The sequence below is a fragment of the Candidatus Streptomyces philanthi genome, from assembly GCF_059553635.1.
In genome coordinates this window covers 66,321-86,326 of the sequence record NZ_JCANQV010000002.1, presented here as the reverse complement: position 1 = coordinate 86,326, position 20,006 = coordinate 66,321, and the positions used below count along the sequence as shown (strand labels likewise).

Sequence of the window (20,006 nt, the reverse complement as noted above, 5' to 3'; positions counted from 1 at the left end):
ATCAGGCGCTGCCCTGGTCCCACGACCGCAGATACGCCTCCTGCTCCGGGCTGAGCGTGTCGATGTCCACGCCCATCGTCTGGAGCTTGAGGTGCGCCACCTGGTCGTCGATGGAGGCCGGCATCGCGTGCACCCGCCGCTCCATGCCCGCCGCGTGCTCCAGCAGATGGAGGCAGCCCAGCACCTGGTTGGTGAAGGACATGTCCATCAGCGTCGCCGGATTGCCCTCCGCCGCCGCCAGGTTGACCACCTCACCGCCCGCCAGCAGGTTGATGTGCCGCCCGTCCGGCAGCGTGTACTGGTCGACACCGGGCCGCGGCCGGGAGTGCCCCGCCGCCGCGTCACGCAGCGCCGCCACATCGATCTCCACGTCGAAGTGGCCCGAGTTGCACACGATCGCCCCGCTGCGCATCCGCGCGAAGTGCCCCGCGCCCAGCACGTTCCGGTTGCTGGTGACGGTGATGAAGATGTCGCCCAGCTCCGCGGCCCGGTCCATCGGCATCACCCGGTAGCCGTCCATCACCGCCTCCAGCGCGCGGACGTGGTCGACCTCCGTCACCAGGACGTCGGCCCCCAGGCCCCGGGCCCGCGCCGCCACGCCCTTGCCGCACCAGCCGTACCCGGCCACCACTACCCGCGACCCGGCGATCAGCGTGTTGGTCAGCCGCATCACGGCGTCCAGGGTGCTCTGCCCGGTGCCGTAACGGTTGTCGAAGAGGTGCTTGGTACGGGCCTCGTTCACCGCGACGACGGGGTAGCGCAGCAGCCCGCCCGCCTCCAGGCTGCGGATGCGCTGGATGCCCGCGGTCGTCTCCTCCAGCCCGGCGATGACGTCCGACGCGGCGTCCGTACGCGAACCGTGCAGCAGCCCGGTCAGATCGGCCCCGTCGTCGATCACCAGATGCGGACGCGCGTCCAGCACCCGGTGGCAGTGCGCCGCGTACGTCTCCCGGCTCTCGCCCTGGATGCCGTAGACATGCACCCCCTGCTCCGCGGCGTACGCGGCGACCGCGTCGTTGGTGGTGCGCACATTGGACGCGCACAGGAAGACGTCGGCCCCGCCGGCCCGCAGGGTGAGCGCCAGATTGGCGGTCTCGGTGGTGATGTGCACGGCGATCGCCACGCGCTTGCCCCGGAACGGCTGCTCGGCGGCGAAGCGTTCACGTAACCGGGCGAGGACGGGCATCGACTGCGCCGACCAGGAACACAGGCCCGCGCCCTGGCTCGCGAGGCCCGGATCGGCGATGTCGCTCGGATGGAGGATCGGGGTGGTCATGGAACTCCTCGGTCTCGGGAAACGCTGAAAAAAAGGGGGAACTAGCCGGTGTAGACCGGCAGATGCAGCAGGGCCTCCACCTCGGGCCGCCGCTCGCCCTCGGTGGCCACCGTCAGCACCTGGGCCGCGGAGCCGCCGGCCGCCTCGACCAGCGCGTGCAGCGCGGTCAGCGTGCCGCCGCTGCTGACCACCTCGTCGACGAGCGCGACCCGGCGGCCGGCGAGCAGCGCCGCGTCGTCCTCGCCGAGGAACAGCTCCTGTTTACCGGGGGTGCCGATGCTCTGTACGGGGACCCTCACGGGCCGCGTCATGTTGGGCCGGAGTTTCTTGCGGGCGATGGCGTAGGGCAGCCCGGTGTGCCGGGCGATCTCGTGTGCCAGGAGGATGCCGCCGCTCTCCGGGCCGAGGACGACCTCCGCGTCCGGCGCCATCCGCTTGGCGAGCGCCTGCGCGCAGGCGACGGTCAGCTCGACGTCGCCGTAGAGCTTGAGGAAGGCGATCCGGGCGTTCTCCGCGACCCGGACGACCGGCAGATCGCGCTGGACGGTGCCGACGGTGATGGTGTGGGTGAGCGTCATGACCAGGTGTCCTTGTCCAGGGAGGGAACGGGGGAGGCGGCGAGGGCCAGGTGCAGTGCGGCGAGCCGGTTGTCCCGGGGACCGCGGTGCGGGAAGACGGTGCTGCCGAGGACGAGCTGGTCGGCCCCCGCGGCCACCAGCCGGGCGGCGGTGTCCGGGCCCACCGCCCCGTCCGCCTCGACGCGGCGGACCGGGCCGCGCTCGCGCAGCTCCGCGGCCTGTGCCAGCGCCAGCAGCGCCTCCTCGCGGAACGGGCGCCCCGTACCGCCCGGTTCGACGCTCATCACCGTCAGCTGGGCCGGCGCCAGCCGCTCCACCAGCGCCCGGTCGGGCATCTCGCCCGGGTCGACGACCAGGCCGATCTCGGTGGGCCCGGCGGCGATCCGCTCCAGGGACCGCGCGACCTGCTCGGTCACCGTCCGCTGGTGGACGCAGACGGTCGCGGCGCCGCGGTCCGCGGCCCGCTCCAGCAGATCACCGGGCCGGCCGAGCATCGCGTGCACATCGATCGGCAGCCCGCAGGAGGCGGCGAGATCGCTGATGGTCTCCAGCGGCAGCCCCACGTTCCGGGCGAAGTCCGGGTCGATCAGGTCGACGTGCAGCCGCGCTATCCCCAGGCGGCGTAACCCGTCGACATGCTCGCCCAGACGCGTCAGGTCGAGACAGACCACCGACATCGACAGCGTGGGACTTCGGCGGGTGGACGGCGCGGCGTCGAGGAGTTCAGCGGGAGCGGGCATGGGCGGTGGTCCTTTCCGTGCGGGAGGGCAGGGCGCGCAGCACCTCGTCGGCGACGGCGCCCGCGATCAGCGGGACGACGGAGGTGAGCGTCACACCGGGAAGCCGGGGACGGTGCCCCGCGGAGTCGGTGCTCAGCACCCGGTGCAGGGTGCCGTCCGCCAGGGCCGCGGCCAGCCGCCGCTCCCCGGTGGCGGTGGGCCGCAGATGGGTGGTGGCGGCCAGGACCTCGCGGGCCCCGAGCCGGTCGCGGGCCGGACGGGCCACCGCGAGCAGGGTGCCGCCGCTGGTGATCAGGTCGTCGACGACGATGGCGCGGTCCACCGGGCCGTCCAGCCGGTCGCCGGAGAGCATCGCGGTCACCGAGTCCGGGCCCGTACGGCGCTTGGTCGCGGTGACCACCGGGACCTCCAGCCGCGCCCCGAGCCGCCGGACCTGGTCGGTCGCGCCCGCGTCGGGGGCGACCAGCACCGTACGGCCCGGCACGATCCACGGCCGTACCAGCGCCAGGTCCACCTCGTCCGGCGGCAGATGCGTCACCCGCCCCGGCCCGGTGAGCGGATCGAGCCGTTTGCGGTCGCCCGAGGCGAGGGTCACGATCCGGTCGATCCCGGCGGCGGTGGCGAGCTGGGCGAACAGCGCGGCGAGCACCGGCCGCCGCTCGCCCGGCACATGGCGGTCGTGGCGGACGTACGCCAGATGCGGGACCACGGCGGTCACCTGGGACGCGCCGTGCTCGCGGTAGGCGCGGGCCGCGGCGAGCAGGGCCACCAGCGCCTGGTCGACGTGCTGGGCGGGACCGGTCAGCGACTGGAGCAGGACCACCGGGCGGCCCGCCGCGTCCTCCGGCAGGTCCACACACAGCTCACCGTCCGGGAAGCGCCCCTCGATCCCCTCGTGCACCACGGGGGCGCGGCCGCGCTCGCGCAGCGCCCGGCCCACCAGGTGCGCGGCACCGGGGAAGTCGTCGGTGAACGCCCGGCAGGCGGCGACGACGGTGTCGGCGGGCGCGGCGGGGGAGGGGACCGGCACCGCGCGCCGCGCGCTCACCACGGGAACTCCGCGTCCGGGCACGCCAGGCGCAGCGCCGCGCGCAGGTCGTCGCCGTCGTAGCGGTGCGCGGCCAGGGCGCCGAGGTCGGGGGAGGCGTTCACCGCGACGGTACGGCGCAGGGTGCGGAACAGCGGCAGGTCGGACATCGAGTCGCCGAACGCGATGATCTCGTCGTCGGCGATGCCGAGCCCGTCCCGGAGGCGGGCGACGACGCGCGGCTTGTCCTCGGGGTCGAGGATGTCGTCCGGGTAGTCGGAGGCGAAGACCTCGTCGAAACCGCCGAGGCAGTCGGCGAAGGCGCGGTGCGACATCGTCACCAGGACGGTGCGGGTGCCCGCGGCGCGCAGCCAGTCCAGGCACTCCCGTACGCCGCCGATCAGCCGGGCCGCGTCATGGGCCCTGCGGTAGACGCCGGGGCCGGCCTCGCGCCAGACGGCGAGGGCGCTGCGGGCGAAGGCGCGGCTGTCGATCTCGCCCCGCCCGTACGCCGCCTCCAGACGGTGGATCTCGTCCTCCCGGCCCACGACCCGGGCGATCTGCCGGCACGAGGTGGTTCCCGGGAGAAGGGTTCCGTCGAGGTCGAACACGGCGAGCGCGGGGGCGCCGGCGGGACGGTGCGCGGGACCCGGGGCCACGACGGCGGGGCCGGGGCGGTGCGCTGTCGTCATGCCCCCGCCACCTCTTCGAAGAGGTGCGGCAGCGCGCGGTGGCCGGCGAGCCGGGCGAGCAGGACGCGGGGGTCGCTCTCGACGATCACGTTGTCGAGGTAGCGGCGGTGCACGAACCCCTCGCGGGCCGCGTGCTCCAGGTAGGCCAGCAGCGGGGTGTAGTAACCCTCGGTGTTGAGCAGGGCGCACGGTTTGCCGTGCATCCCCAGCTGGGCCCAGGTGAGGACCTCGAAGAACTCCTCCGCGGTGCCGAAGCCACCGGGTAACGCCACGAAGGCGTCGCCCAGTTCGGCCATGAGCGCCTTGCGCTCGTGCATCGAGTCGACGACGTGCAGCTCGGTCAGCGCGGTGTGGGCGACCTCGAAGCGGACCAGGTCGCGGGGGATGACGCCGGTGACCCGGCCGCCGCCGACGAGGGCCGCGTCCGCCACACCGCCCATCAGGCCGGTGGACGCGCCTCCGTAGACCAAGTCCATTCCCGCGGCGGCGATTTCCCTGCCGAGCAGGCCCGCGTCCCGGGCGTACGCCGGGCTCCTGCCCGGGGACGCCCCGCAGAACACCGTGACGGCCGTGGCCATGGAGACCCTCCTTTGAGTCAAAAATGTTGCGCTGAGTCATGACGGGGTAACTGGTTGGGACACCAGATCATACGTATGATGTGCCGCGCAAGAGCGGAGGCCACAAAGGCCCATGGTGACCAGAGGAGTTGATGTGCCGTTGTCCGAAGGCTCTCCCCACACCGACCACGCACCCTCCGCACGACCCCGCACCGCCACCGGAAAACCACACCTGACCAGCAAGGACGTCGCCAAAAGGATCGGCGTCTCACAGGCCACCGTCTCCCTCGTCATGGCGGGGAAATGGCACGGCAGGGTGTCGGCCACCACCGCACGCCAGGTCCGCGACGCCGCGGCCGCGATGGGTTACCGGCTCAACCTCTCGGCCCGCAACCTGCGATTAGGCCAGACCGGCACCGTGATGCTGGTCGTCCCCTCCCTGACCAACCCTCACTTCGCCGCCGTGCACAGCGGCGCCGCCCGGCTCGGCGCCGAACACGGCCTCGGCGTCATCGTCTACCCCCTCGACGGCGAGGACGGCGGACGCCCCTTCCCCCGCCCGCGCCAGGCCATCGACGGCGTCCTCGCCTGCGCCGTCTCGGCCGGCAGCCTCGACACCCTCCGCGACGGCGTCGCCATGATCGCCCTCGACAGCGACCCGGACGCCGGGGTCTGCTCCGTCACCATGGACGTCGCCGCCGGCATGCGCGCGGCCGTCGACCACCTCGTCGCCCGCGGCCACCGCCACCTCCTCCACGTCCGCGCCGCCCGCGACGCCTGGACCTTCGCCCAGCGCTCCGGCGCCTTCACCGAACGGACCACGGCCCACCCCGCGGTACGCGGCCGCGACCTCGCGGTCCCCTTCCACGCCCCCCGCGCCCGCGCCCTCATCCGCGACCGCCTCCACGACGACCGCGCGATCACCGCCGTCGTCTGCGACAACGACAACCTCGCCGCCTGCGCCTACGCCGCCGCCCACGACCTCGGGCGCGCCATCCCCGGCGACCTGTCCGTCATCGGCTTCGACGACCTGCCGATCGCCTCCCTGCTGGTCCCCGCGCTCACCACCGTCGCCCTGCCCGCCCACGACCTCGGACGCCTGGGCATGGAAGCGTTCCTGCGCGACGCCGCCGAACCGACCCGCACCGTCATGCCCGTCCGACTCGTCACCCGAGCCTCCGTCGGGCCGGCGGCATGATCACGCCACGGCCCCGCCCCGCGCCCGCACGTCCCTGTAGCGTGAGGCGCACACCCGTCCCGCTGGCCAAGTGTGCGTACGGGAAACCCACTTGACGACCACCCCCGCAAAGGAGCCCTCCTTCCATGCCCTTGGCGATCCTCGCCCTGGCCCTCAGCGCCTTCGCGGTCGGCACCACCGAATTCGTGATCATGGGGCTGCTCTCGGACGTCGCCACCGACCTGTCCGTCTCCGTCCCCGTCGCCGGCCGCCTCGTCTCCGGCTACGCCCTCGGCGTGGTCGCCGGAGCCCTCCCGCTGGCCGCCCTGACGACCCGCTTCCGGCGCAAGAACATCCTGCTGCTCCTCATGGTCGTCTTCGTCGCCGGGAACCTCTTCGCCTCCGTCGCCCCCGGCTACGGCCTGCTGATGACGGCCCGCGTGGTCGTCTCCCTCACCCACGGAGCCTTCTTCGGCGTCGCCTCCGTCGCCGCGGCCGACCTCGTCGCCCCGCACCGCAAGGCCACCGCGATCTCCCTGATGTTCAGCGGGATGACGGTCTCCACCATCCTCGGCGTCCCCCTGGGCACCTTCATCGGCCAGCACTTCGGCTGGCGCGCCACCTTCGTCGGCGTCGCCGCCATCGGCGCCGCCGGACTCGTCAGCATCCTCGCCCTGCTGCCCACCGCGCCCCGCCCCACGGGCGGCGGACTGCGCGCGGAACTGGGCGCGTTCCGGCGCCGCCAGGTCTGGTACACCCTCGCCGTCACCGTCCTGGTCTCCGCGGCGATCTTCGCGTCCTTCACCTACATCGAACCGATGCTCACCCACGTCAGCGGCTTCGCCCCGGCCACCATCACCCTGCTGCTCATGCTCTACGGCATCGGGATGTCCGTCGGCAATCTGCTCGGCGGCCACTGCGCGGGCCGCGCCCCGGTCGCCACCCTGCACACCACCCTGGCCGCCCTCACCGTGCTGCTGGCCGTCTTCACCGCCACCGTCCACGCCAAGGCGCCCGCCGTCGCCACCCTGATCCTGCTCGGACTCGTCGGAACGGCCGCCATCCCCACCCTCCAGCACCGGATCATGCAGACCGCGCCCAACGCCCCGACCCTCGCCTCCGCCGCCAACGTCGCCGCCCTCAACGTCGGCAACGCCGTCGCCGCCTGGGCCGGTGGCCTCGCCATCCAGGCCGGCCACGGCTACGCCTCCCCCAACCTCGTCGGCGCGGCCTTCGCCCTCGCCGCCTTCCTCACGGCCGCCCTCGCGACGTTCACCGCCCGCCGGGAACCTCTTGGTCCCACCGCACGGGAGAGCGCGCCGGAACCGGTGCGGGCACCGGTGCCCTGACGACGCCCGGCTCCCCGCCCCGGCCGTGCGAGAGCGGCCGGGGCATTGCCGTGGAGGCGCGGCCCTTCGGCGGCCCACTCACCCGCGGTGCCACGGCGCGTCCGCCCGGGTCCGGTGGGCGTGCGGGGAGAGGCGGAGGGCGTGCACCGGGTGGTCGGTGGTGCCGGGGAGTCGGCCGAGGTAGGTGTGGCCGGTCATGTGGCACCACGCGGGGAGGTCCAACGGGGCGGCCGGGTCGGTGGTGATGATGTGGACGACCGTGCCCGGCTCGGCGCCGTCGATCCTCTCGCGCAGGCGGAGAAGGAGGGTGACGCAGAGCAGGCCGGTGCCGTCGACGGTGATCCCGGGCGGCGGGACCGGGGCGGCGTTCACCGGGGGAGGACCTGGGTGACGCGCCACAGGCGGCGGGGGAGACCGCCCTCCTCGAAGGCGGTGACGTCGGTGAGGGTCCAGCCCTCGGCGAGGGCGTCGACCAGGCGGCGGGGGAAGAAGTGGACGGCGAAGCCGCCGCTCTCGAAGATGTCGTCGCCGTGGGGGACGCCCGCGCCGTAGTGCGCGTCACCGGTGTGCCGCACGGTGTAGACGAACACCCCGCCCGGACGCAGTGCGCGGCGGACCTCGCCGACCAGCGCGCGGATCTCCTCCGTGGACAGGGCCATGCACAGCAGCATGTGCGCGAAGACCGCGTCCACCGAGGCGTCCGGCAGCGGCAGCGGCTCGCGGACATCGTGCACCGTGGTCGTCACCCGCTCCCCGGCGCCCTGGGCGCGGACGGCCTCCCGCAGCTGCTCCAGACCGGTCGGGCTGAAGTCGGCGGCCCGGACGCGGAAGCCCTCCCGGGCGAAGTGGAGGGTGTCGCGGCCGTGCCCGGCCCCCAGCTCCAGGACGTCCCGCGCCCCGGCCGCGCGGAACACCCCGGCGGCGTGCACGGCCGGCGCCGAGGGCTCCCCGCCGTACATGCCCGGGTGCGCGGTGTAGGTGCGCTGCCAGTGGGCTTGCTGGGACTGCGCCAGCCCCTGCTCGTCCGTCACGTGTGTCCCTCCCGTACCTGTACGGACCAGCCTAGACGTACCGGCCGGCCGGTCGGCGGGGGAGGGGCGGCAGGGGCCCGTACGCGGTCAGTCCGCCGCGGACGCCGGTGCGGCGGCCGGACGGCCGCGCGGCGCCCGCTCGGCCAGCCGTGCCAGGGACGGCGTCACCAGCCCGGTCAGCGCGAGCACCACGGCCAGCCCCAGCCAGCCCACCGTCCCCACGTCCACCACGGCCATCACCAGCAGCGCGGGACCGGCCACGGTCACCCCCGTGGCCCCCAGCTGGTAGACGCTCAGGTAGTACGTGCGCTGGGCCTCCGGCGCGAGGCAGTACGAGATGCCCCAGCCGCCCGCCGACTGCCACAGCTCGCCCAGCGTCAGCGCGACGGCGGCCAGCAACAGCAGCAGCGCCGCGGGCAGCTCGCCCATCGTCGCGGTCACGGACGCCAGCACGCAGAACGCCGCCAGTGCCAGCCCCGCGAGCCGCTGCTTGCGCGCCGCCACCCCGATCGCGTCACCGCCCTTGCTCAGCCGCACCTGGAGCAGCACCGCCATCACGGTGTTCACCGTCAGCGCCACACCGACCAGGGAGTCCGGCGCCTGCGTACGGGTCACGATCCACAGCGGGAACGCCACCGACAGGATCGGCATATGGGCGTAGAGGACCCCGTTCGTCAGCGTGAGCAGCAGGAACGGCACGTTCTTGAACGGCAGCAGCTTGGACCCCGCGGCCGGCCGCTCCTCGTGCGACACCGTCCGCCGCGGCAGCCGCAACCGCAGCAGGAGCAGCCCCGACACCAGGAAACCCAGCGCGTTGAAGAGGACGAAGACGACATAGGCCCGCGGCGGCGCCCAGGTGATCACGGCTGTGGCGGCCAGTGCGGAGAGCGCGTACGCGGAGTTGCGGGCCACGGCGACCACCGCCATCGCCCCCACCATCGAACTCTCCTCGCTGGTGGTGCCCGCGACGGACTGGATGATCGGCACCGCCGCCCACTCCACGGCCCCGACCAGGCAGGCCACCACGAGGAACGCCGTGAAGTCGTGGACGAAGGGGTAGACCAGGAACGCCACCGCCCGCCACAACTGGAGCACCACCAGCGCCGCCCGGTCCCCGAACCGGTCGGCGAACCAGCCGATCGGGACCGCGCACACCAGCCCCACCAGCCCGGCGACCGACAGCCCCAGCCCGACCTGGGCGTTGGTCAGCCCGATGACCTGGGTGTAGAAGAGGGCCGACCCCGCGAGGAACAGCCCCCGGCCGGCCGCGTCGACGAAGGCGACCAGAAGGAACGTCCGGGCCGCCCGGCCCTTCGGAAGACCGCGGGCGGCCCGCCGCGCCCAGGCGAGCGGCCCGCCCCCCGGGGCGGATGCCGCCCGGCCGTCCGGTGCTGATTCCTCGTCGCGTAATGCCACTGTGCCGTGCCTCTCTGGTTCGTGCGGTGGCGCGGCGGGCGGCGCCCCGCCCCTCACCGGGGACGCGGGCGCCGCCCGGGGCCGCGCGCTAGCGGGCGCCCGCGACCGCCGCGAACGCCGAGACCCGCGACGCGACGTCCTCCCGGGGCCGCCGCGACGGCTGCCCGGAACGTTCCGGCGTACCGATGTCCAGCGACCCCAGCACCCGCTCGCCGTCCGCGAGCCGCAGCAGCTCGCGGACGCCGGTGCTGTGGCACAGTTCCCCGGTGCGCCAGATACTGCCGTATCCGCGGGCGTGCAGCAGCACCATCATGGCGTACGCCACCGAACTGGTGGCCGCCAGTTGCTCCCACTCCGGTATGCGGTGGGCCGTGCGCGGCACGAACACCAGCACCGCCTTGAGCGGCGAGCGCAGCATCTTGGCGTGGATCTGCTCGCGCCGTTCGGGCGTGGCGTCGCCCGCCAGCGCGTCCCCGAGGGCCCGCCGGTCGTCGTCGCGCAGCAGTATCCACCGCCACGGGCGCAGCCCGCCGTGGTCGGGAGCGGTCGCCGCGCCGCCCAGCAGATAGGTGAACTCGGCGTCCGAGGGCGCCGGTTCGCGCAGCACGCGGCTGCTGCGGCGGGTGAGGATGGCCGTCATGACGTCCACAAGGCGTCACTCCTGGGAAGGGAAGGGGAGAAGGACCGTCGACGGGGGCGGGCTCAGGCCGCGGGCCCGTGCTTCACCGCCGCCACGCGGGTGAGGTAGGCGGTGGTCAGGGACAGGACCGCGTGCCCGGTCATCCCGCCGACGTCGTGCGCGGGCGCGAACTCCACGATGTCGTAGCCGACCACCGGCTCGGGCAGCTCCTCCAGCAGGCCCAGCAGTTCGCCGGAACCGATCCCGCCGGCCACCGGGGTGCCGGTGCCGGGTACGCAGGAGGCGTCCATCACGTCGATGTCGAGCGAGACGTAGAAATGACCGACCCGCTCCGCGATCGAGGCCAGATGCCGGCGGTAGGCGTCCCGCGCGGCCCGCGGGTCGTCGAGGAAGTCCGCGGCCCGCACCTCGCGGATGCCCCGCTCGCGGATGTACTCGACCTCCCCGTCGTCGTAGGCCCGGGTGCCGACCAGCAGCACGTTCTCCGGGGCGACGACGCCGTCCTCGACGATCCGGCGCAGCGGGGAGCCGTGGGAGATCGTCGAGCCCTGGTAGCCGTCGAGGACGTCCGGATGGGCGTCGAACCACACCAGTCCCAGCTCCCGCCCGGCGCCGGCGGCCGAGACGATGGGGTAGGTGACGGAGTGGTCGCCGCCGAAGGTCAGGATCGGTACGCCGGCGCCGGCGAAGAGTTCGCGGTAGACCTCGCCGAGGTGCGCCACGGTGCGCGGCAGGTCGAACCGCCAGGTCGGGACGTCCCCGAGGTCGCGCAGCCGCACCCCGGAGGCGTCCCGGCCCCGCCGGTCGGTCGTCTTGAGGCGGCGGGAGAGTTCCCGCACCCGGCCGGGCCCGAGCGAGGCGCCGCCCGCTCCGCCGGCCCCGCCCTCGAACGGCACCCCGACGACGACGAGATCGGGGGACGCGGTCGTGTCGGGGGGCAGGGCGAGTCCGCCCCAGACGCCCGCTCCGGCCGCCACGGTCAGGTCCATCAATGGCCTCCTTGCTGGGGCGCGCGACCGTCGTACCCGGCCGCGCGCGGATCGTGCCGCGGTCGTGCCGCCGGGCTAGGGAAGTGCCGCGACGCTGAAGTCGAAGCTCTCGCGCTCCCGGATGCGGCGGACCACCTCGTCCATGGGGGCGATCACGGCACAGTAGGAGGCCAGCCACTCCAGCGCCCGGTCGCGGTCCTCGTCACGGGTGGAGACCACGCCGTCGGAGGGGACCACGACGTTGTAGCCGCGGAAATGGGCGTCGGCCGCCGTTGTCTGGATACAGACCTGGGCCTGCATTCCGGTGATGATGACGGTGTCGATGTCGTTCTTCTGGAGGAAGTCGTGCAGATCGGTCTCGAAGAAACCGCTGTCCTTCTTCTTCTCCATGATGATGTCGCGGGGATCGGTGAACTCGGGGAGGAGTTCCGCGCCGGGCGTGCCGCGCAGGACGGGTATGCGCCCGTCGTGCAGTTCGATCTTCTTGTCGCCCTCGTCATAGATGAGCTGGAGATGGATGACCGGTACGTCGAGTTCCCGTACCTGGTCGAGGAATTGGCGGAAAGCGGGGGCCATCCGTTCCACATTGGCCTTGCGCTGCGCGTTCTTGTCGACCAGATCGCGCTGGAGGTCATTGGTCAAAATCGCGTATCGGGGCATGCGCCTTCCCTGGCTCGGGAGTTGGGGGAGTCGAGGACCGATCGGACGGGGCATGAGCGTAGTCATACGCATGACGGACGGCAATGGGTGATCAACGACGGGTTCCGGACACTCTTTCGGTCACCCGGAATGCTTCCGGACAGCCTCTTGTCGGCCCGTCATGCGTATGACTAGCCTGCACCGCGGCGGTCGACCCACCGGTGCGCACCACCCGCAGGGACCGCCTCCCCATCGCCGCCGTACGAGAAATGAGGCATGGCATGACCGAGCGCCTTTCCGTGCAGATCGACGCGAGGAACGACGCCTTCACCAACGCGGTGAAGAAGCGCCTGCTGACGGCGCTGCCGCAGGTCGGCACGGAGAAGCTGGAGTGGCTCGTCATGGAGCACTACCAGTTCTCCTTCGCCAACAAGAGCCTGCTCCAAAAGGCCGTCGACTGCACCAAGAAGCTCGCCGACAAGGGCGTTTCCGTCGAGCTCCAGCGCAATGTCGACGAGGAGGACGGCCACGCCCCGATGTACAAGAAGGGCATGCTCCAGGCCGGAACCGACATGGACAAGCGGGTCGAGTTCCCGGCCACCACCCGCTTCCTGTCCGAGGTCGACGCGCTGTGCGCCCCCAACCCCTCGCGCGCCCTCGGCTCGCTCTACGCGACCGAGACCGCGGCCATCTTCGAGCACGAGGTCTTCTACGACATCTGCAAGGAGATATGCGACCGCCGGGGCTTCACCTACGAGGGCAGCCTCATCAAGCGCTTCCACGACATCCACCTGGAGGACGGCGTGGAGCAGGGCCACAAGGACGGTCTCGCCGCCTTCGTCGACGTCGACCCGGGCGCGGTCGACGGTGAGGGCGAGCGGATCGACATGGAGGAGGTCCGCAAGGGCGCCCTCGACGCCATCGAGATCATGCAGAACTGGTGGGACGCCCTGCTGGAGGAGTCCCTCGGCACCGTCGGCGCCACCTCCGCCTGATCCCCACCCCCCTCGGTCCCACACGAAAGGCTGGCGCGTGACGAAGACAGTTGTCCTGGACCACGGAGCCGGTGGCGGGATGAGCCAGGAACTCATCGCGGACACCATCGCCGCCATCCTCGGCGACACCTACATCGGCGAGATGGAGGACAGCGCACTGCTGGAGGTGCCGGGCAGGCGCATCGCCATGACGACCGACTCGTTCGTGGTGGACCCGGTCTTCTTCGGCAACGGCGACATCGGCAAGATCGCCGTCGCCGGCACCGTCAACGACCTGGCCGTCAGCGGGGCACGGCCGCTCTACCTCACCTTCGCCGTCGTCCTGGAGGAGGGCTTCGCGCTGGACGACTTCCGGCGGATCCTGCACTCCGTCCGGGACGCCGCGAAGGCCGCGGGCGTCAAGATCGTCGCTGGTGACACCAAGGTCGTCCGGCGCGGTGAGGCCGACGGGATCTTCCTCAACACCAGCGGAGTGGGCGTGCTGGAGCGCCCCGTGGACCTCTCCAGCCGCTCACTGCGCACCGGTGACCGTCTCATCGTCACCGGCCACCTCGGCGACCACAGCATCCACATCCTCTCCCTGCGCGAGGGCCTCGGCTTCGAACAACGGGTGCTCAGCGACTGCGCCGTCCTCAACCACGTCGTCGCCGACGTCCTCGACGCCTGCGGTGACGGCGTACGGTGCATCCGCGACATCACCCGCGGCGGACTCGGCACCGTCGTCAACGAGTTCGCCCAGGCGTCGGACGTCTCCCTCCTCCTCACCGAGCGGGACCTGCCCGTACGGCCCGAGACCGCGATGGCGGCGGACATGCTCGGCGTCGACGTGATGTACCTCGCCAACGAGGGCAACCTCTGCCTGGCCGTCGCCCCCGAGCACGCCGAGACGGCCCTCAAGGCCCTGCACGCCCACCCCGAGTGCGCCGCCGCCGCGCTCGTCGGCACCGTCGTCGACGGCCCCGCGGGCACCGTCCGCATGACCGGCACCGACGGCCGCGAGTCCACCGTCGAACTGCTCTACGGCGCCCAGCTGCCGAGGCTGTGCTGATGGGCGCCGTGGGCCGCACCCTCCGGGTGACCGGATTCGTCCAGGGCGTAGGCTTCCGCCCGTTCGTCTACCGCCTGGCCACCCAGCACATGCTGGGTGGCTGGGTCCTCAACGATGCCCAGGGCGTCACCCTCCGCGTCGAGGGCCCGCGCGCCGCCGCCGACGCCTTCACCGCCGACCTCCACACCAAGCTCCCCGGCCTCGCCCGCATCGACTCCTGCACCACCACCGCCGAGGAACCCCTGCGGGACTGGAGCACCACCTTCGCCATCCGCCACAGCACCACCGACGGCGGCGCCGGCGTCCTCATCACCCCCGACAGCTACGTCTGCACCGACTGCGTCACCGAACTCTTCGACCCCGGCGACCGCCGCCACCGCTACCCCCTGATCAACTGCACCAACTGCGGCCCCCGCTACAGCATCATCCGCGGCGTCCCCTACGACCGCCCCCTCACCACCATGGCCGACTTCGCCATGTGCCCCGACTGCCAGAAGGAGTACGACTCCGCCGCCGACCGGCGCTTCCACGCCCAGCCCAACGCCTGCTGGACCTGCGGCCCCCGCGTACGCCTCCTCGACCCCGACGGCACCGACCACTGCGACGCCGACCCCGTCGACACCGCCGCGGCCCTGCTGCGCGCCGGCCGCGTCCTCGCCGTCAAGGCCCTCGGCGGCTACCAGCTGATGGCCGACCCGCACCACGCCGACGCGGTCGCCGCCCTGCGCCGCCGCAAGGAACGCAGCACCAAACCCTTCGCCCTGCTCGCCGCCGACACCGCCACCGTCGCCCGCCACGCCCACCTCGACGACCACGAGACCCGCCTGCTGGAGTCCCCCGGACGCCCCATCGTCCTGCTGCGCGCCCGCGCCGGCAGCGGCCTGTCGCCCGACATCGCGCCCGGCTCCCCGACGCTCGGCTTCATGCTCCCCACCACGCCGCTCCAGCACCTCCTGCTGGCCGGCACCTCCGGCATCCTCATCGCCACCAGCGGCAACGCCCCCGACGAGCCGATGGCCCGCACCGAGGAGGACGCCCTCACCACCCTCCAGGGCCTCGCCGACCACTTCCTCGTCCACGACCGGGACATCCATCTGCGCGTCGACGACTCCATCGCCCGCGTCGTGCACAGCACCACCGAACCGCACATCACCTTCCTGCGCCGGGCCCGCGGCTACGTCCCCGACCCCGTCCCCGCCCCCTTCGAGATCCCGCCCGTCCTCGCCGTCGGCGCCGAACTCAAGAACACCGTCTGCGTCGGCACCGGCACCTCCCTCTACGTCGGCCAGCACATCGGCGACCTCAAGACCCCCGGCAACCGCCGGTTCTTCGAGGACACCATCGACCATCTGCGCGCCGTCTTCGGCGTCACCCCCCGCTACGTCGCCCACGACCTGCACCCCGACTTCCACAGCACCCGCTACGCCCGCTCCTGCCAGGGCATGGAGGCCGTCGCCGTCCAGCACCACCACGCCCACATGGCCTCCTGCATGGCCGACAACGGCCTGGACCGCCCCGTCATCGGCGTGGTCTTCGACGGCACCGGCTACGGGACCGACGGCACCATCTGGGGCGGCGAATTCCTCGTCGGCGACTACCGCGGCTTCGAACGCGCCGGACACCTCGCCCCGTTCCGCCTCCCCGGCGGCGACAAGGCCGTCCGCGAACCCGGCCGCATCGCCGTCTCCCTGCTCACCCAGCACCTCGGCCCCGACGCCCTCACGCTCCCCCTCGACCTGCTGCGACGCATGGACCCCTTCGAGACCGAGGTCCTGCGCAAGATGACCGAGCGCGGCGTCAACAGCCCCCTGACCTCCAGCATGGGCCGCCTCTTCGACGCCTACTCCGCCCTCCTCGGCGTCTGCGAGAAGGTCGGCTACGAGGGCCAGGCCGCCATCGAACTCGAACACCTCATCGCCTGGGACCACACGCCCGCCGACCCCTGGCCGCTGCGCCTGGACGAGCGCGACGGACGCCTCGTCGTCGACCACCGCCCCTGGCTGGAGGCCCTGATCGACGGCGTCCTGCAACGGGACGCGGACACCGCCGAGTTGAGCCGCGCCTTCCATGAGAGTGTGGTGCACGCCGTGGTCGAGATCTGTCTGCGGCTGACCCGCACCCACGGGCTGCGCGACATCGCCCTCAGCGGCGGTGTCTTCCTCAACCAGCATCTGCTCGTCCGCACCGAACAGGAGCTGACCGGAGCCGGCCTGCGGGTGCACACCCACCGGCGCATCCCCACCAACGACGGCGGACTGTCGGTGGGACAGGCGTTGGTCGCGGCGGCCCGCGCCACCGCGAGCGAAACGGCGAACTGACGAGGCAGCACATGGACGCACAGGTACGGCGGGCACTGGACACCGCCGTCGGACACATCCGCAGCTACGTGCCCGACATGGCACCGTACTTCGCGGAGGAACGCCCCCTGGGGGAGTACGCCAAGGACCTGCATCCCACCACCCCGGCCGCGCCCGCGCACGCCCCGCGCCAGGAGGCGCTGGCCCGCGCCGTCCGCCGCGTCCTCGCCCGCGCCTTCGGGCCCGGCGGCCCCGGGCACACCGTCACCACCGAGGACCTGCGGGCCGTCAACATCGTCGACCACCACCAGCTCCTCAACCACCCCCTGCTGCTGGGCACCAACATCATCGCCAATGCCGCGCGCCTCCCGGCCGACGGCCCCGCGGCCCCCATCGTCACCCTCTCCTGCAGCAACGTCGGCCCCAGCAACTCCTACATGCGCAACGGCTTCCGATTCCGCGGCCAGGACATCCCCTACTTCAAGGCCAAGGAACACCGCGACGTCATGTACTACGCGGCCCCCCGCCCCTTCGACTTCGTCGAGCGCCAGCGCGCCCTCAAACGCTGGGACGGCCACACCCCCGCCGACCGGCACTTCCTGGAGGAGTACCAGGCCCTCCTCAACGGCCTCGACCACTCCCGCGCCCGCGCCCACCGCGACCAGCTCGCCGTCGCCGTCCACGGCACCTGGCCCCGCCTCTTCGCCCCCGGCCTGCGCGAACGCGTCCCCGAACTCCTCTACGCCAACGCCGAGGACGTCGCCCGCGAAACCCTCGTCGACACCCTCGCCGACGACAGCTTCCTCACCGACGCCCTCTTCGACCCCGCCCTGCGCCGCCACGTCCTCGACACCTTCCGCGGTGTCGTCGTCGCCTGGGACGAGGACGCCGGCAAGGGCACCCACTTCTTCTGGCGCCGGCACCCGAACGGACCCCGCCTGCTCCGCCTCTACGTCCAGGGCGACGCCCTCGTCCCCGCCGACCCCCGCTTCCCCGGGCTCGCCGTCCCCCTCACCCGCGACGCCGTCCGCGAGGCCCTCGCCGACGAGGAGATCATCCCCTCCGTCGCCCTGTGGATGAGCCTGCTGCTGTTCGCCGGCGTCAAACCGCTCGTCGGACCCGGCTCACTCGTCTACACCCGGCGCCTCAAGGAGGGCTGGACCACACTCCTGGCCGGACACGGACAGCCGGACGAGGCCCGCCTGATGGACGCCGCCGACATCACCGGCATGATCGCTGGCACCCCCGTCTTCTTCGCCCGCGACGGGGACCGGCTCACCACCCTCTACGCCGCCGACGTCCTCAGCCGCGGGGGAGTGGACGCCCCCTACCTCGACGCCGTCCTGCGCACCCCCCTGCGGGACGTACTCTCCGTCGGCTCCAGCGGCGTCTACGACCTCTTCTCCCACTCGTACATCCCCAAGGAACGCCAGCTCGCCGCGTGCGTCGGCTTCGACGAGGCCGCCACCGTCGTCCACGACTGGCTCTGACCCACCGCGCTCACCCCTGGGGAGCGGGCCCCATCGACTCCCGCTCCACCAGGGTGACCGGCAGCGCCACCCGCTTCGCCGGACGCCCGCCGCGCAACGCCACCAGCTCCCGCATCCCCTGCCCGCCCAGCTCCTCCAGCGGCAGCCGCACACTGCTGAGCGCCGGCGCGATCTGCGCCGCGGCCGGGACGTCGTTGAACCCCACCACCGACACGTCCACCCCGATCCGCAGCCCCAGCACCATCGCCGCCGAGTACACCCCCGTCGTCATCGCGTCGTCGTCGCAGATCACCGCCGTCGGCCGGTGCGGGCCCGCCAGGACCGCCAGCATCCGCTCCCGCACGTCCCCCGGCGACAGCTCGCTCGTCACCCGCAGCGCCGTCACCTCCGGCAGCGCCCGCACGCTCTCGTCGAACGCCTCGGCCCGCCGCGCGAACGTCCACGCCGTCCGGTCGGCCCGCAGATGGGTGATGTGCCGGTGCCCCAGCTCCACCAGCCGCGCCACGGCGGCGGCCATGCCCGCGCCGACGTCCATCGTCACCGCCGGGGTGCCCGCCACCGGGGCGTCGTCGAGCAGCACCAGCGGCACCCCCGCCCCGAACTCCGCGACCGCGGGGGGCGGCAGCGAGCAGGCGAGCACGCCGTCGAGCGCCTGCTGGGGCGCGGAGAACGGCCGGGTGCCGTCCTCCGAACCCAGCGGGAACACCACCAGGCCCAGCCCGTACTCGGCGCCCACCCGCGCCGCCCCGGCGTGCACCGCCGCGAACGCGCTGTTGGCCAGGGTCGGCACCGCCAGCAGTACCGTGCCGCTCGCCCCCAGCCGCAGATGACGTGCCGACTGGTTGACGCGGTATCCCAGCCGGCGCGCGGCATCGTTGACACGGGACGCCGTCCGTTCGCTGATGCGCCCGGACCACTTCCCGTTCAGGACCAGTGAGACCGTGGACTGGGAGACTCCGGCGACACGGGCGACATCGGTCGCCGTCGTGGCCCGGTAAGGTTCATTTTCAGACATACTGCGATCTTCAGGTTTGATGGTGCCGTTCCGCTCTCCACGATCACTTCTACCTCACAATCGCGCAGCGCGTGGCGGCAGTTCGCAAAGCGATACCCCCTCGGCCCCGCCGGCCCGCCCGACCGCCACCCCCCGTCCCCGCCCGGACACCGACCGCACCCGCCGGCGGACCACCGCCCAGGCCCCGTCCGGCACACCTCTCGGACGGCTGCCGGAAGGGCCGAGGGGCCCGGTGACCCATTGGCCGCCCCAGCGCGCCCAATGGCATCCTGAGCAGTGTGAACAGACCCGAGATCCCCTTCACCTTCGCCCCCGAGCTCCGCCTCTTCCTCGCCGCCGACCGCGCGGACGACGGCACCCCGGTACGTACCGACGGGGCATCGACCCTGGGGCATGTCGTGGAGTCGCTCGGCGTTCCGCTCACCGAGGTCGGAGAGCTGCTGGTGAATGGCCGAGATGTGCCGGTCTCCCATGTGCCGCGCGCCGGCGAGCGCGTCACCGTACGCGCCGTCGCACGCCCGCAGCGCGTCCCCGGCGCACCCCTGCGCTTCCTCCTCGACGTCCACCTGGGGACCCTCGCCCGCCGGCTGCGCCTGCTCGGCGTCGACGCCGCCTACACCAACGAGGACCCCGGCGACGCCGCGCTCGCCGCGCTCTCGGCGCGTGAGCGGCGGGTCCTGCTCTCCCGCGACCGCGGGCTGCTGCGCCGCCGCGAGATCTGGGCCGGCGCCTATGTCTACAGCGACCGCCCCGAGGACCAACTCCGCGACGTCCTGGAACGGTTCACCCCGGACCTCGCGCCCTGGACACGCTGCACCGCCTGCAACGGCCCGCTGGCGGACGCCGACAAGGACGCCGTCCAGGACCTGCTGCGCGGCGGCACCCAGCGGACCTACGACGTCTTCGCCCAGTGCACCCTCTGCCACCGCGTCTACTGGCGCGGCGCCCACCACGCCCGCCTCCAGGCCATCGTCGACGACGCGCTGCACCACACGGCCCGCTGAACACCACGGGCCCCGGCCGCACGACGACGGCGGCCCGCCCCGGCAC

The 20,006-nt window shown here is 72.9% G+C and carries 20 protein-coding genes; 7 read left to right on the top strand and 13 right to left on the bottom strand.

Translation table 11 applies throughout. The annotated features are described in order from the left end of the window. Nucleotide 1: 1 nt before the first annotated feature. The 6 genes from AC51EU_RS00985 to AC51EU_RS00960 are packed head-to-tail and all read right to left on the bottom strand — an operon-like array spanning nt 2 to nt 4,891. Entirely contained in the window at nt 2-1,276 is a 1,275-nt protein-coding gene (locus AC51EU_RS00985) for an adenosylhomocysteinase (RefSeq protein ID WP_496264642.1), read from the bottom strand. A 41-nt stretch (nt 1,277-1,317) separates the two neighbouring features. After that, the gene (locus tag AC51EU_RS00980; RefSeq protein WP_496264641.1) at nt 1,318-1,854 is read right to left on the bottom strand and encodes a phosphoribosyltransferase family protein; all 537 of its coding nucleotides are present in this window, start codon (nt 1,852-1,854) and stop codon (nt 1,318-1,320) included. Further along, a complete protein-coding gene (locus tag AC51EU_RS00975; RefSeq protein ID WP_496264640.1) occupies nt 1,851-2,594 on the bottom strand; it encodes a hypothetical protein in 744 nt (247 codons plus the stop codon). Before AC51EU_RS00975 ends, AC51EU_RS00980 begins: the two co-directional genes overlap by 4 nt. Continuing rightward, nucleotides 2,578-3,642 carry a ribose-phosphate diphosphokinase gene (gene prs, locus AC51EU_RS00970; RefSeq protein ID WP_496264639.1) on the bottom strand — a complete coding sequence of 355 codons (1,065 nt, stop codon included), beginning with the start codon at nt 3,640-3,642 and terminating at the stop codon, nt 2,578-2,580. The genes AC51EU_RS00975 and prs overlap by 17 nt, the downstream gene beginning before the upstream one ends. Further along, nucleotides 3,639-4,313, bottom strand: coding sequence for an HAD family hydrolase (locus AC51EU_RS00965; protein WP_496264638.1), 675 nt, complete (start codon nt 4,311-4,313; stop codon nt 3,639-3,641). Before AC51EU_RS00965 ends, prs begins: the two co-directional genes overlap by 4 nt. Next, a complete protein-coding gene (locus AC51EU_RS00960; RefSeq protein WP_496264637.1) occupies nt 4,310-4,891 on the bottom strand; it encodes an LOG family protein in 582 nt (193 codons plus the stop codon). Before AC51EU_RS00960 ends, AC51EU_RS00965 begins: the two co-directional genes overlap by 4 nt. 133 nt (nt 4,892-5,024) lie before the next feature. Here AC51EU_RS00960 and AC51EU_RS00955 point away from each other — a divergent pair, with 133 nt between their 5' ends. Next, nucleotides 5,025-6,068 (top strand): LacI family DNA-binding transcriptional regulator, encoded by a 1,044-nt coding sequence (locus tag AC51EU_RS00955; RefSeq protein WP_496264636.1) that lies wholly within the window; start codon nt 5,025-5,027, stop codon nt 6,066-6,068. Nucleotides 6,069-6,193: 125 nt separating this feature from the next. Further along, nucleotides 6,194-7,396: an MFS transporter gene (locus AC51EU_RS00950; RefSeq protein WP_496264635.1), complete on the top strand. Its 1,203-nt coding sequence runs from the start codon at nt 6,194-6,196 to the stop codon at nt 7,394-7,396. 78 nt (nt 7,397-7,474) lie between these two features. Here AC51EU_RS00950 and AC51EU_RS00945 read toward each other — a convergent pair whose 3' ends face one another. From AC51EU_RS00945 to AC51EU_RS00920, 6 genes are all read right to left on the bottom strand, one after another. Then, nucleotides 7,475-7,768: a sulfurtransferase TusA family protein gene (locus AC51EU_RS00945; RefSeq protein ID WP_496264634.1), complete on the bottom strand. Its 294-nt coding sequence runs from the start codon at nt 7,766-7,768 to the stop codon at nt 7,475-7,477. Further along, nucleotides 7,765-8,427, bottom strand: a complete 663-nt coding sequence (locus tag AC51EU_RS00940) for a class I SAM-dependent methyltransferase (RefSeq protein WP_496264633.1) — start codon at nt 8,425-8,427, stop codon at nt 7,765-7,767. The genes AC51EU_RS00945 and AC51EU_RS00940 overlap by 4 nt, the downstream gene beginning before the upstream one ends. Before the next feature lie 87 nt (nt 8,428-8,514). Continuing rightward, nucleotides 8,515-9,843 carry an MFS transporter gene (locus AC51EU_RS00935; RefSeq protein ID WP_496264632.1) on the bottom strand — a complete coding sequence of 443 codons (1,329 nt, stop codon included), beginning with the start codon at nt 9,841-9,843 and terminating at the stop codon, nt 8,515-8,517. 88 nt (nt 9,844-9,931) lie between these two features. Continuing rightward, nucleotides 9,932-10,483, bottom strand: coding sequence for a nitroreductase family protein (locus AC51EU_RS00930; RefSeq protein ID WP_496264646.1), 552 nt, complete (start codon nt 10,481-10,483; stop codon nt 9,932-9,934). Nucleotides 10,484-10,545: 62 nt separating this feature from the next. Further along, nucleotides 10,546-11,472, bottom strand: coding sequence for an arginase family protein (locus AC51EU_RS00925; protein WP_496264631.1), 927 nt, complete (start codon nt 11,470-11,472; stop codon nt 10,546-10,548). A gap of 75 nt (nt 11,473-11,547) precedes the next feature. Beyond that, a complete protein-coding gene (locus AC51EU_RS00920; RefSeq protein ID WP_496264630.1) occupies nt 11,548-12,132 on the bottom strand; it encodes a cysteine hydrolase family protein in 585 nt (194 codons plus the stop codon). A 260-nt stretch (nt 12,133-12,392) separates the two neighbouring features. On the opposite strand from AC51EU_RS00920, the gene AC51EU_RS00915 reads away from it, so the two are divergent. From AC51EU_RS00915 to AC51EU_RS00900, 4 genes are read left to right on the top strand one after another with little or no spacing between them, the layout of a single operon-like run. Continuing rightward, complete coding sequence (locus AC51EU_RS00915; RefSeq protein ID WP_496264629.1) at nt 12,393-13,106, top strand: hypothetical protein; 714 nt, start codon at nt 12,393-12,395, stop codon at nt 13,104-13,106. A gap of 37 nt (nt 13,107-13,143) precedes the next feature. Further along, nucleotides 13,144-14,154, top strand: coding sequence for a hydrogenase expression/formation protein HypE (gene hypE / locus AC51EU_RS00910; RefSeq protein WP_496264628.1), 1,011 nt, complete (start codon nt 13,144-13,146; stop codon nt 14,152-14,154). Then, nucleotides 14,154-16,472 (top strand): carbamoyltransferase HypF, encoded by a 2,319-nt coding sequence (hypF, locus tag AC51EU_RS00905; RefSeq protein WP_496264627.1) that lies wholly within the window; start codon nt 14,154-14,156, stop codon nt 16,470-16,472. The genes hypE and hypF overlap by 1 nt, the downstream gene beginning before the upstream one ends. A gap of 11 nt (nt 16,473-16,483) precedes the next feature. Next, nucleotides 16,484-17,941 carry a hypothetical protein gene (locus AC51EU_RS00900; RefSeq protein ID WP_496264626.1) on the top strand — a complete coding sequence of 486 codons (1,458 nt, stop codon included), beginning with the start codon at nt 16,484-16,486 and terminating at the stop codon, nt 17,939-17,941. A 10-nt stretch (nt 17,942-17,951) separates the two neighbouring features. Here the strand turns inward: AC51EU_RS00900 and AC51EU_RS00895 are convergent, their stop codons facing one another. Further along, nucleotides 17,952-18,956 (bottom strand): LacI family DNA-binding transcriptional regulator, encoded by a 1,005-nt coding sequence (locus AC51EU_RS00895; RefSeq protein ID WP_496264625.1) that lies wholly within the window; start codon nt 18,954-18,956, stop codon nt 17,952-17,954. A 278-nt stretch (nt 18,957-19,234) separates the two neighbouring features. Between AC51EU_RS00895 and AC51EU_RS00890 the strand changes: the two genes are divergently transcribed. Next, nucleotides 19,235-19,960, top strand: a complete 726-nt coding sequence (locus AC51EU_RS00890) for a Mut7-C RNAse domain-containing protein (RefSeq protein WP_496264624.1) — start codon at nt 19,235-19,237, stop codon at nt 19,958-19,960. The last annotated feature ends 46 nt before the right edge of the window (nt 19,961-20,006 follow it).

Excerpts from the sequence above, each read along its gene's own strand:
- AC51EU_RS00985 (WP_496264642.1), bottom strand. The coding sequence starts at position 1,276 with ATGACCACCCCGATCCTCCATCCGAGCGACATCGCCGATCCGGGCCTC.
- AC51EU_RS00980 (WP_496264641.1), bottom strand. The coding sequence starts at position 1,854 with ATGACGCTCACCCACACCATCACCGTCGGCACCGTCCAGCGCGATCTG.
- AC51EU_RS00975 (WP_496264640.1), bottom strand. The coding sequence starts at position 2,594 with ATGCCCGCTCCCGCTGAACTCCTCGACGCCGCGCCGTCCACCCGCCGA.
- AC51EU_RS00965 (WP_496264638.1), bottom strand. The coding sequence starts at position 4,313 with ATGACGACAGCGCACCGCCCCGGCCCCGCCGTCGTGGCCCCGGGTCCC.
- AC51EU_RS00960 (WP_496264637.1), bottom strand. The coding sequence starts at position 4,891 with ATGGCCACGGCCGTCACGGTGTTCTGCGGGGCGTCCCCGGGCAGGAGC.
- AC51EU_RS00950 (WP_496264635.1), top strand. The coding sequence starts at position 6,194 with ATGCCCTTGGCGATCCTCGCCCTGGCCCTCAGCGCCTTCGCGGTCGGC.
- AC51EU_RS00930 (WP_496264646.1), bottom strand. The coding sequence starts at position 10,483 with ATGACGGCCATCCTCACCCGCCGCAGCAGCCGCGTGCTGCGCGAACCG.
- AC51EU_RS00925 (WP_496264631.1), bottom strand. The coding sequence starts at position 11,472 with ATGGACCTGACCGTGGCGGCCGGAGCGGGCGTCTGGGGCGGACTCGCC.
- AC51EU_RS00920 (WP_496264630.1), bottom strand. The coding sequence starts at position 12,132 with ATGCCCCGATACGCGATTTTGACCAATGACCTCCAGCGCGATCTGGTC.
- AC51EU_RS00915 (WP_496264629.1), top strand. The coding sequence starts at position 12,393 with ATGACCGAGCGCCTTTCCGTGCAGATCGACGCGAGGAACGACGCCTTC.
- hypF (WP_496264627.1), top strand. The coding sequence starts at position 14,154 with ATGGGCGCCGTGGGCCGCACCCTCCGGGTGACCGGATTCGTCCAGGGC.
- AC51EU_RS00900 (WP_496264626.1), top strand. The coding sequence starts at position 16,484 with ATGGACGCACAGGTACGGCGGGCACTGGACACCGCCGTCGGACACATC.
- AC51EU_RS00895 (WP_496264625.1), bottom strand. The coding sequence starts at position 18,956 with ATGTCTGAAAATGAACCTTACCGGGCCACGACGGCGACCGATGTCGCC.